Origin of the sequence: Halomonas sp. DQ26W, from assembly GCF_003339685.1 — a bacterium.
Taxonomy (GTDB): domain Bacteria; phylum Pseudomonadota; class Gammaproteobacteria; order Pseudomonadales; family Halomonadaceae; genus Halomonas.
Map to the genome: position 1 here is coordinate 77,848 of NZ_QPKI01000011.1, position 10,578 is coordinate 88,425.

General features: G+C 57.5%; 10 protein-coding genes. 8 read left to right on the forward strand and 2 right to left on the reverse strand.

Annotated features, from left to right (window positions below; translation table 11 throughout):
- Nucleotides 1-2: 2 nt before the first annotated feature.
- From DU490_RS07940 to DU490_RS07965, 6 genes are all read left to right on the forward strand, one after another.
- Complete coding sequence (locus DU490_RS07940; RefSeq protein WP_114573776.1) at nucleotides 3-1,211, forward strand: DegT/DnrJ/EryC1/StrS aminotransferase family protein; 1,209 nt, start codon at nucleotides 3-5, stop codon at nucleotides 1,209-1,211.
- A gap of 30 nt (nucleotides 1,212-1,241) precedes the next feature.
- Nucleotides 1,242-2,225 carry a TRAP transporter substrate-binding protein gene (locus tag DU490_RS07945; protein WP_114573777.1) on the forward strand — a complete coding sequence of 328 codons (984 nt, stop codon included), beginning with the start codon at nucleotides 1,242-1,244 and terminating at the stop codon, nucleotides 2,223-2,225.
- 3 nt (nucleotides 2,226-2,228) lie between these two features.
- Nucleotides 2,229-2,834, forward strand: a complete 606-nt coding sequence (locus DU490_RS07950) for a TRAP transporter small permease (protein ID WP_114573778.1) — start codon at nucleotides 2,229-2,231, stop codon at nucleotides 2,832-2,834.
- A 12-nt stretch (nucleotides 2,835-2,846) separates the two neighbouring features.
- On the forward strand, nucleotides 2,847-4,127 hold the full coding sequence (locus tag DU490_RS07955; RefSeq protein WP_114573779.1) for a TRAP transporter large permease: 1,281 nt from the start codon (nucleotides 2,847-2,849) through the stop codon (nucleotides 4,125-4,127).
- A gap of 72 nt (nucleotides 4,128-4,199) precedes the next feature.
- A complete protein-coding gene (locus tag DU490_RS07960) occupies nucleotides 4,200-4,883 on the forward strand; it encodes an aspartate/glutamate racemase family protein (protein WP_114573780.1) in 684 nt (227 codons plus the stop codon).
- Nucleotides 4,884-5,020: 137 nt separating this feature from the next.
- Nucleotides 5,021-6,076 (forward strand): YeiH family protein, encoded by a 1,056-nt coding sequence (locus DU490_RS07965; protein ID WP_114573781.1) that lies wholly within the window; start codon nucleotides 5,021-5,023, stop codon nucleotides 6,074-6,076.
- 313 nt (nucleotides 6,077-6,389) lie between these two features.
- Here DU490_RS07965 and DU490_RS07970 read toward each other — a convergent pair whose 3' ends face one another.
- Both DU490_RS07970 and DU490_RS07975 read right to left on the reverse strand, forming a co-directional pair.
- Nucleotides 6,390-7,670, reverse strand: a complete 1,281-nt coding sequence (locus DU490_RS07970; RefSeq protein WP_114573782.1) for a Y-family DNA polymerase — start codon at nucleotides 7,668-7,670, stop codon at nucleotides 6,390-6,392.
- Nucleotides 7,667-8,107: a LexA family transcriptional regulator gene (locus tag DU490_RS07975; RefSeq protein ID WP_114573783.1), complete on the reverse strand. Its 441-nt coding sequence runs from the start codon at nucleotides 8,105-8,107 to the stop codon at nucleotides 7,667-7,669. Before DU490_RS07975 ends, DU490_RS07970 begins: the two co-directional genes overlap by 4 nt.
- Nucleotides 8,108-8,465: 358 nt before the next feature.
- On the opposite strand from DU490_RS07975, the gene DU490_RS07980 reads away from it, so the two are divergent.
- Together DU490_RS07980 and DU490_RS07985 are read left to right on the forward strand one after the other, a co-directional pair.
- Nucleotides 8,466-9,989, forward strand: coding sequence for a bifunctional diguanylate cyclase/phosphodiesterase (locus DU490_RS07980; RefSeq protein WP_258801484.1), 1,524 nt, complete (start codon nucleotides 8,466-8,468; stop codon nucleotides 9,987-9,989).
- Between the two features lie 109 nt (nucleotides 9,990-10,098).
- Nucleotides 10,099-10,524: a DUF3617 family protein gene (locus DU490_RS07985; RefSeq protein WP_114573785.1), complete on the forward strand. Its 426-nt coding sequence runs from the start codon at nucleotides 10,099-10,101 to the stop codon at nucleotides 10,522-10,524.
- Nucleotides 10,525-10,578 lie beyond the last annotated feature (54 nt).

Here is a 10,578-nt window from a genome sequence, read left to right on the forward strand (position 1 = left end):
ACATGCGTCGCTTCTCGAAATCGTTCACCCAGCAGGAGCCACTGTCCGAGGACTCGATCGAGGCGGCGGTGGCGGTGATGCGCTCCGGGCGGCTGCATCGCTACAACCTGGTGGAAGGGGAGAAGGGTGAAACCGCGCTGCTGGAACAAGAATTTGCCGACAGCCTGGGCGTTCCCTATGCACTCGCCTGCGCATCGGGCGGCTATGCCCTGCAACTGGCACTGCGTGCTTGCGGGATCGCGCCGGGAGACCGGGTGCTGTGCAACGCCTTCACCTTGTCTCCGGTGCCCGGCAGCATTCATGCAGCGGGAGGCGAAGCGGTATTGGTCGACATCCTTGAGGACACCACGGTAGACCCGGTTGACCTGGCAGCAGCGGCGCAGGAGACCGGCGCACGGTTCTTCTTGCTCTCACACATGCGTGGCCATATCGGCGACATGGACGCCATCACGGAGGTGTGTGATGCGCACGGTATCACGCTGATCGAAGACTGCGCCCACACCATGGGCGCCAGTTACGCAGGCAAGCCGAGTGGCACTTTCGGCAGGGTAGGTTGCTTCAGCACCCAGACCTACAAGCACATCAATTCCGGTGAGGGGGGGCTGCTGGCAACCCAGGACCCCGAGATCATGCGCCGGGCGGTAATCATGTCGGGCTCGTATATGCTCTACGACCGCCACCTGGCCGCTCCTGGTGCCGAGAGCTTCGACGAAACTCGCCTGGTGACACCTAACATGAGCGGTCGCATGGATAACCTGCGAGCGGCCGTGCTGCGGCCGCAACTGGCCGAGCTCGAAGGGCGCAAGGAGCGCTGGAAGACGCTTTACCGGTGTATCGAGGCCGGTCTTGCCGATCATGAACTCGTCAAGATTCTTCCCCGGCATGCCCAGGAAGACTTCGTGGGTAGCTCCATCCAGTTTCGGCTGCCGTCCCTGTCGCCGGATCGAATCGCACGATTCGTCGTCGGCTGCGAGGCGCGGGGAATCCCCCTCAAGTGGTATGGCAAGCCACAACCTGAGGACTACACCAGCCGCTACGACAGCTGGCGCTATCTCCCAGCCACACGAGCATTGCCCAATGCGGATCGCATCCTGGCAGAGCTGTGTGACCTGCGGCTTCCACTGACATTCACCGAAGAGGAGTGCGACGACATTGTCCAGCTGATGGGCGATGCCATGGAGCAGGCAACCGACAAGACCAACAACCCGTAACACCGATATTATCGAATTGGAGTGATAACAATGTTCAAGAAAACACTGCTGGCAACTGCCATCCTGGCTTCGCTGACTGTTCATGCGGCCCAGGCCAGAACCTTTCAGGTGGGCATGGGAGATCCCATGGATTCCGACCAAGGGGCGCTGGCCCAGCGATTTGCCGAACTGGTGGAGCAATATTCCGATGGCGAAATGACTGTCGACCTGTTTCCGGGTGGCCAGCTTGGTCCTGAAACCGGAATGATTCAAGACACCCGCATCGGGTCACTGGATATGGCATTCATCGGTGTCGGTAACCTGACGCCGTATGCACCGAAGCTCGGTGCCTTGACGATGCCCTATTCATTGCGAAGCCATGCTGATGCTGTCAAGGCAACGACGGGCCCGCTTGCACAACGCTGGAACGACATTGCCAAGGAGGAAGCGGGTGTAAAAATCATCAGCTGGCTGTATTCAAACTTCCGCTATCTGACCAACTCGGATCGCCCGGTACGCAACCTGGAAGACCTGCAAGGGCTCAAGGTTCGTGTCCCGCAAAATGAGATGATGCTGGCTACCTATGAGGCCTGGGGCGCCAATCCGATCAGCATGTCCTGGCCTGAGGTGTTCACGGCTCTCCAGCAAGGTGTCGTTGACGGCCAGGATAACCCCTATATCGTGAATTACACGATGAAATTCCACGAGGTGCAAGATTACTTGACTGAAGTCCATCACCAGTACTCGTTACAGCCACTTGTGATGGGCGTGCGTACCTATGATGCCTTGTCGGAAGAGGAAAGGAGGATAATTGATCGCGCGGGAATCGACGCTCAGCTCTACGCCCTGCAGTTTCAGCTGACTGGAGCGGTCACGGCGCGAGAAGGTATGGAGGCAGAAGGCGTTGAAGTATCGACGCTCGAAGATGAGGATGAGTGGATACGTATCGCTCAAGAAGAAGTTTGGCCCGCCTTCTACGACAAAATTGGCGGTCAGGAAGCCTTCGAAGAGTTTCAGTCCATTCTTGGCTATTAAACCATGCTGGGCCGGGAGAATCTCCCGGCCTTAAATGCACGCTCCTGGCTGGATAGGGTGGTGCCCGTGCTAAAATTTATCAACAATATTGAAGACTACACTTGCCGGTTCTTGCTCGGGCTTTTTGTGATTCTGATATTTGCTCAGGTGGTGATGCGAGCAACGCTTGGGATTGGCATGGCATGGATTGAAGAGTTGTCCCGCTACGCCTTTGTCTGGTTCGTTTTTCTGGGTGCAGCGCATGCTGCTCACCTTGGAGCCCATAATAGATTGCAGGTCCACATCAATCTTTTGCCCAAGCGTGTTGCCAACGGGCTACTGCTTTTTGTCGATTTGATCTGGGTTGGTTTCTGCCTGACTCTGGCATGGAAAAGTCTCTCCCTCATCGAACTTCTTTTTGCCTTTCCCTACAGAACGCCTGCCATGGGGTGGTCCTTGGTTTACGTCTACATGATATTTCCTGTTGCTTTCGTGTTGATGGCATTCCGCGTTTTGCAGGTTCAATATCTTAAGCTCGTTAAAGGAGTCGAACTTGGCGATATTGATCAAGAACAAGTCGATAAAATAATTGAAGACGAAGCTGCCAAAAGCCCGTCTTCAGAAAAGTAAAGGGGTGGCATCATGACGGCTCTTCTTCTATTTTCTGTTTTTGGTGGATTGCTGTTGCTTGGGGCGCCTATCGTGGTTGCCCTGGGAATCTCGGCAATGTCGGTCTATGTAATGAATGGCAGAGATATCAGCTCGATGGTGGAGCTGGGTTTCTCTGCTCTGAACTCTTTTCCATTAATGGCGCTGCCAGCATTTATTCTCGCCGGGGCTTTGATGGGAGACTCTGGTATCGCTCGCCGGTTAATACGCATTGCTGAAGAGCTTGCAGGCCCTGCTGCCGGCGGCTTGGGAGCTGCAGTCGTGATAGCTTGCATGTTTTTCGGCGCCATATCCGGCTCCGGCCCGGCAACTACCGCTGCGGTAGGCATGTTGGTCATCCCTGCCATGATAGAAAAAGGGTATGGCAGGAGCTATCCGGCGGCAATCACAGCTACAGCTGGTGGGTTAGGTGTCGTCATTCCTCCGAGCATGCCGTTGATCATCTATGGCGTAACGGCTAGTCAATCTATTTCGGCTCTCTTTCTGGCCGGTGCGATTCCGGGAATCATCCTTGGTGCGGGCCTGATGGTGGCTAACTATATCGTGGCCAAACGGAATGGCTATCAGACAGAAGGCACCCCCTACGACTGGCGGCGTGTCCTCAGTGTGCTGAAAGACGGGATCTGGTCCTTGATGGCGCCGGTTGTTATTCTGGGCGGGATTTATTCGGGGCTGTTTACGCCTACAGAGGCAGCTGTGGTATCGATTTTTTATGCTCTTTTTGTGGGGGTGTTTATACACAAGGAATCCTCTTTGATTGGGGTTGGAAAATCTTTTGAGAGTGCTACATGGCTGACCGGTCGTGTGTTGATTATCATGTTTACGGCGACAGCTTTCGGGCGTGTTCTGGTGGAGAATCATATTCCAGCGATGATTGCTCAAGGAATTCTCGATATCACCACCAGTCTTTGGATGGTTTGGATACTTGTCATTCTGTTCCTCCTCCTGGTAGGGATGTTCATCGAGATTTTGGCCGTGATAATGATAGTTACGCCAGTGCTTCTTCCTGTGATGGTGGAGCTAGGTGTTGATCCTATACATTTTGGTATTGTACTGGTGGTGAGCCTAGGTATAGGCTTCTCTACACCGCCGCTTGGTGAGAATATGTTTATCAGTTCCAGTATAGCCAATGTTTCAATCGAGAGAATATCGGTTAGAGCCTTGCCTCTCGTTGGGTCTATGGTAGTGATCGCCCTTATTCTTGCATTTATTCCAGAAATTACGCTGTGGTTGCCCGGAAAGTTTGGGTATTGACGATTTATCGGGAGTGTTCTTGTGAGCAAAGCAAACGAATATTCGCCTTCTGCTGTGACCAGTACACATGTCATGGTTGGCGTTCTGGGAGGTATGGGGCCCGATGCCACAGTAGCCTTTATGCAACGGGTCATTGATGCCACGCCGGCTGAAGATGATATCGATCATGTCCACATGCTGGTTGACAACAACCCTAAAGTGCCATCACGCATTAAGGCGTTGATCGAAGGCGATGGCGAGAGCCCGGGACCCGTTATCGCCGAGATGGCGAGGCGCCTCGAACAGGCCGGTGCCAATTTCCTGGTGATGCCTTGCAACACCGCGCACTATTACTGGAAGGATGCTCAAGAAGCAGTAGATATCCCGGTTTGGCATATGGTCGAGAGAACGCTGGATGCCATCGCACATCGTCTGCCCGGTGCCCGCGTCGGCATGCTGTGCTCGCCGGCCCTGCGCAAGATCGGCCTCTATGAAGGTTTTTCTCGGGAGCGTGGGTTGGCGCTGGTCTACCCAAGCGATGAAGAAGCCGTGCTGGGCGTGATTCGTGCCGTCAAGCGTGGTCAGGGGCGTGCTCCCGAGACCCTGGCGGCCTTCGCCAGCGCGGCCGCCGAACTTGCCACGCTACAGGCGGACGTGCTGGTGCTGGCATGTACCGAACTTTCCGTGATTGGCGATGGGCTAAAGGTATCCCTCCCAGTGGTAGATACCTTACAAGTGTTGGCTGATGACGTGGTCGAGGCAGCCAATACGGGCTGACCCCCGAGTAAGTTCAGTAATGGGCGTTTATCGTCCGCTTGCATAGCTATTTATTTCGCGAATGTTTTCATGGTTCGGCTATTGCCGAGTCATGGCATCGTTCGTGCGACTCGCGGGATGCGACCGGAGATCCACTTATGAAACCTCGTACCTTTACCGCGCCATTGACGACCCTGCGGACATTCTTTCATGGTTCTCTTGGGCACTATCGTGCCGTTGGTCGTGGCCTTCTCGTGTGCGTGACCATTGCCTTGGCGACCACCTTTATTGCCGATCATTACGGTGGCCCGACTTTGCTTTATGCGCTGCTGTTTGGCATGTCGCTGCACTTTCTCAGTGAAGAGGGCCGCTGCCGAGAGGGCATTGAATTTGCTTCTCGCACGGTGCTGCGTCTGGGGGTGGCGTTGCTGGGTGCGAGGATGACGTTGGAACAGGTGGGTGATCTGGGTCTTGCGCCAGTACTTACCGTGATCGGCTCTGTTGCATTGGTCATTGCGTTGGGGGCGTTGCTTGCCAGAGTACTGGGCCTGCCACGCGAATTCGGGCTATTGACCGGTGGAGCAGTCGGAATTTGTGGTGCCTCGGCGGCCCTGGCCTTGTCAGCGGTGATGCCGCGCAACGAGGCCAGTGAACGCAATACCATCCTCACAGTGGTGGGCGTAACCACGCTTTCCACCATGGCAATGGTGATCTATCCGCTCATCGCTGGTGCACTGGCGCTGGCCGACACTCAGGCCGGCATCTTTCTGGGGGGGACTATCCACGATGTCGCCCAAGTGGTGGGGGCCGGTTACATGATCTCGGAGGAGACAGGTGATGTTTCCACCCTGGTCAAGCTGGTGCGCGTAGCAATGCTGGTGCCGGTTGTCATGGTGTTCATGTGGCTTTTTCGAAAGTCACGTCGAGAGGCAGGTGAATCCTCTAGAATGCCCTTGTTACCTAGCTTTCTGGTGGGCTTCGTGGTGCTGGTGATAGTGAACAGCCTTGGGGCTATTCCGGAATCGGTTAACGATGCCATGACGACGCTGTCTCGCTGGTGCCTGGTCACAGCCATTGCCGCCTTGGGTATCAAGACCTCCTTTCAGAAGCTTGCCGTGGTGGGGTGGCGACCAGTGATCCTGATGGTGTTGGAAACCCTGCTACTGCTGGGCATCGTTCTCGGGGTGGTTGTGCTGGGTGGGTTGGGAGTCTGAGGGAATTAACGCCGAGATTTCCTAGCCCTGGACTTGGGAGTGTAGCTTGCTCCTTCGTTTCAGGTGCCTTGTAGCGAACGGTACTGGCGTGAGCGTTATTGCTTACAGCACGTGTCGGCAATCTCTTACAGAAATGGTATCCCAGGTTAATAGTGATCTCCCTTCGTAGCTGTCATAGTAGGCTCATCGGGCAAGGAGGCTCTACAGGGAAGGCCAGTCAGGGAGACTTACGCACCAAGGATGCTCAAGCAGGATGCTTGAGGTAGTGGAAAGGAAGCGAAGATTTAGCCCGGCCTTACGGCCGGGCTTCTTGTTATATGGCTCTTGCCGTGGCCAGCTCCTCCCAGCGTGTCGAACAGCGCTGGGTTAGGTTGTTGCAGCGCAGGTGCCAGGCGGCGCCGGGGCTGGGTATGCCGAGCTTTACTGTGCCGCGCCCCATCCTGCTGTTCAGTTCATCCATGACGCTCATCAGTTTCTGGCTGCGGTTCCTGTCGGCGTCGCTCTGGGGCGTGTCGAGCAGCGAGAGCTGCTGCCGATTGGTGTCGATGAGGTCGAGCAGCATCACGCCGCCTTTCTGGTACTGGTAGCCCTTGCGGTAGATACGCTGCAGGGCGTGACCAGCGGCGTTGAGGATCTCGCGGCTGTCGTCGGTGGGGCGCGGCAGCTCGACGGACAGGCTAGGCGAGTACTGGGGTAGGTCGTTGCGAAACGGGTTGGTCTTGAGGAACACCAGAACGGCACGGGCGAGGCTGTTCTGGTAGCGCAGCTTCTCGGCGCACCGCTGGCCGTGCTGACGGATCGCCTCGCGTATCTCGCTGATGTCACCAGTCAGCTTGCCAAAGCTGCGGCTGGTCATGATGCGCTGGCGGGGCTCATGGAAGTCGTTCATCTCGATGCAAGGGATACCACTTAGCTCCAGGGCGGTGCGTTCCAGGGTGACGCTGAACTGCCGGCGGATTCGCTTGGGGTCGGCCTGGGCGAGATCCCAGGCGCTGTTGATGCCGATGATGGCAAGGCGCTCGACGAGGCGTCGTCCTACGCCCCACACGTCGCCCAGTTCGATCTTCTTCAGCAGCACCTGGGTTTCCCGGCTATCGGGGTGCAGCACGCACACCCCGGCATAAGCGGGAATCTTCTTCGCCGCGCGATTGGCCAGCTTTGCCAGCGTGCGGGTGGGAGCCACCCCTACGCAGACGGGAATGCCGGTGTACTGTCGAACTCTATGGTGCAATTGCCGGGCGTGCTCGAGCAGTTGGGCGCGCTCGAAGCCGTCGAGGCGCAGGAACATTTCGTCGATGGAGTAGGGCTCGACGGCGGGTGTGTACTCCTCGAGCACTTCCTGCACCCGCGCAGACATGTCGCCGTAGAGCTCATAGTTCGACGAGAGCAGGTGGATCTGGCCTTGGTGCACCAGATATTGGATCTCGAATGCGGGGGTGCCCATCTTGATGCCGAGCGCCTTGAGCTCATTGGAAAGTGCGATCACGCAACCGTCGTTGTTGGAGAGCACGCCGACGGCCAGGCCATTCAGCCGCGGCTGGAACACGCGCTCGCAGCTGACGTAGAACGAATTGCAATCCACCAGGCCGATCATACTGGGTACTCGTGAATGACCGCGCGTACCACGCCCCATACCTGGCAGTCGAGATCCTCAAGGGGGATCGGAGCATAGCGGGCATTGCCGGAGCAGAGGTGTGGTTGGTTACTGAGCAGTTTATAGCGCTTCACGGTGATTTCGCCGTCGACCATGGCCACCAGGATATGGCCGGGTCGCGGATCGATGGAGCGATCGACCAACAGCAGGTCGCCTTCGTGGATACCCAGGCGCACCATGCTGTCACCGGTGACGTTCATGAAGAACGTGGCCGAGGGGCGTTTTACCAGGCGCTCGTTGAGGTCGAGCGTGCGGCACTCGTAGTCCTGGGCCGGGCTGGGAAAGCCGGCGAGCCCGGCGCGGCCCAGGGCCAGCGGGTACGGCAGCGCAAGGGAAGGTGGTGTAGGGTGTGCGGTAAGGATCGTATGGTGTGACATGAAATTGGGTCTTCTTGAACTGTTGTTATGTACAGTATATTGACAAGCTGTCACAGGCAACAGGGGATCGCTAATGGAAGTTGGCTGCCGGGTGGGTTGCCGAGCCCATTGGCATCTTGATGGCGTGCTGTGCAGGGTTTGCTGGCGCAGGAAATGGTGTCGGCCGCTCACTCAACGGACATTTCAGATTTTTCTGCTATAAATAGATGTATAACCTAACAATGGTGATGGAATGTCATTGACTGGCTTGCTGTCGATAGTTCGACGGTATGCGCTCGCAGGGATGCTGGCCGGGCTGTCGTTGCCAGCGGCTGGCAGCGTGGAAGGTTCGGCGTCGATGCCTGCCATGGGATGGGCAGTGCTCGCCCTCGTAGCCATTGCGTCCATGGCATTGGCGGCAGTGGGTGGTGCCTTGTGGACCCGTCGCACAGCGGCTCGGGACTGCGCCGACTCGCTGGCCGTCAGGGTAAAGCTGGCCAATGATTCAGATGACATGGTCTATTTGCCGTGCGGTATTTCCAAGGATGCCACCGAGTGCCATGCCGTCCAGGAGAGCAATCATCGCCTGACCTTCTATGATCCGTTGACCGGCCTACCCAACAGGCGCCTGATGCTCGATCGACTGGAAATGGTGGTCAAGGGTTCCCGGCGCACGGATCGCCATGCGGCGCTGATGTTCATCGATCTGGATAATTTCAAACTGGTCAACGACACCCAGGGGCTCTATCAGGGTGATCATCTACTGCGCCATGTCGCCGAGCATCTTTCCAGTGGAGTGCGGGAGAGCGACACCCTGGCGCGCTTGGGTGGCGATGAGTTCGTCTTGCTGATTCACGACCTGGCTGCCGATCAGGAGCAGGCGGCGCATGCTGCCGAGCGTGTGGCAGAAAAGCTGTTGACTCGCATTCGGGAAGCCCAGCAGGAGCAGGCCCTACCCTTGACACTGCCGATTACCGGCAGCATCGGTGTCACGCTGTTTGCCAACGGCGAGATCTGCGTGGAGACTGCCATGCAGCAGGCCGACATGGCACTGCAACAGGCCAAGGGGGCGGGAGGCAACGCGTTACGCTTCTTCAGTCACACGATGCAGGCCACGGTGATGGCGCGCGTCCACCTAGAAGCCGACCTGCATCATGCGCTGGCTCGAAATGAATTTCGCCTGCATTACCAGGTGCAGGTCGACGCCCGGACCCGCGTCACTGGGGTCGAGGCGCTGATTCGCTGGGAGCATCCCCAGCGTGGCATGGTGTCGCCCGGCATGTTCATTCCCCTGGCGGAAAAGAATCGGATGATTCTGCCGATCGGCTACTGGGTCCTCGAAACCGCATGCCGGCAGTTGGCTGCCTGGGCGCAGGAACCGGAGCGGGAAAGGTTGAGCATTGCCGTCAACGTCAGTTCCGTGCAGTTCCACCAGCCGGATTTCGTGGCGAGACTGCAGCAGATACTCGAGGAGACGGCTGCCAACCCTCATCGGCTGACGCTGGAGGTGACGGAAAGCCTGTTGATGGATGATCATCAGCGGGTACGCACTATCATGCTGCGACTCAATCGGCTCGGTATCCGTTTCGCCCTGGACGACTTCGGTACCGGCTACTCTTCGCTGAACTATCTCAAGCGGTTGCCGCTGGACGAGTTGAAGATCGACCAATCCTTCGTCAACGGCGTGCTCGACGATTCGGTGGATGCCGCGATCGTCCAGGCCACCATCACCCTGGCGGCGAGCCTTGGCCTCGACGTGACCGCCGAAGGCGTGGAGACCGAGGCGCAGCACCAATGGCTCCGGGACCACGGCTGCGAAGCCTTCCAGGGCTACCTTTTCGGCAGGCCGCAGCCGGTGGTGGAGTTGCAAGCGGAGCAGCTCTCCTGCATCTACGATACATGATGGCACATCGTTCGGTTTTCCCACCGGCTCCCTGTCTGGGGTAAGCTATGTCGGATACCAGAGGCCTGTCTTCCGCAACCGCCCTTCATTAAAACACCGGAGAGTCTTCATGCCCTTTCGATCCTTGCTTGCCGCCACCGTGCTGATGCTGCCGCTGACCGCCATGGCAGAATCGCCCAATATCGTACCCGGCCAGTGGCAATTCACCAGCACCACCTCGGTCGAAGGCGACATGCCGATTCCGGACCAGACCGAAAGCCACCAGGAGTGCATCGTGCAGGGTGATCTCGATGATGCCGATTTCCAGTTCCTCGAAGTGGAAGAAGGGTGTGAGCTGCTGGATCACAACGTGTCCGCAGATGGTGTCGATTACAAGATGGTCTGTCACGCCGATGGTGGCCAGGCCGATATCGACGGCCGGATGGACTTTCTGGGCGAGCGCGTGGAAGGCAGCGTCACTATCCAGACCGACTCGCCGATGGGCGAAATGACCATGAACACAACTATCGAAGGCGAGCGCCTCGGCAACTGCTGAGCGGCTGACAGCAGCGAGAAACACGAAGGCCACCACAAGGGTGGCCTTCGTCGT

Bases quoted from the DNA above. Each gene is read 5' to 3' on its own strand.
- DU490_RS07940 (WP_114573776.1), top strand. From the start codon at position 3: ATGCGTCGCTTCTCGAAATCGTTCACCCAGCAGGAGCCACTGTCCGAG.
- DU490_RS07945 (WP_114573777.1), top strand. From the start codon at position 1,242: ATGTTCAAGAAAACACTGCTGGCAACTGCCATCCTGGCTTCGCTGACT.
- DU490_RS07950 (WP_114573778.1), top strand. From the start codon at position 2,229: ATGCTGGGCCGGGAGAATCTCCCGGCCTTAAATGCACGCTCCTGGCTG.
- DU490_RS07955 (WP_114573779.1), top strand. From the start codon at position 2,847: ATGACGGCTCTTCTTCTATTTTCTGTTTTTGGTGGATTGCTGTTGCTT.
- DU490_RS07960 (WP_114573780.1), top strand. From the start codon at position 4,200: ATGGTTGGCGTTCTGGGAGGTATGGGGCCCGATGCCACAGTAGCCTTT.
- DU490_RS07965 (WP_114573781.1), top strand. From the start codon at position 5,021: ATGAAACCTCGTACCTTTACCGCGCCATTGACGACCCTGCGGACATTC.
- DU490_RS07970 (WP_114573782.1), bottom strand. From the start codon at position 7,670: ATGATCGGCCTGGTGGATTGCAATTCGTTCTACGTCAGCTGCGAGCGC.
- DU490_RS07975 (WP_114573783.1), bottom strand. From the start codon at position 8,107: ATGTCACACCATACGATCCTTACCGCACACCCTACACCACCTTCCCTT.
- DU490_RS07985 (WP_114573785.1), top strand. From the start codon at position 10,099: ATGCCCTTTCGATCCTTGCTTGCCGCCACCGTGCTGATGCTGCCGCTG.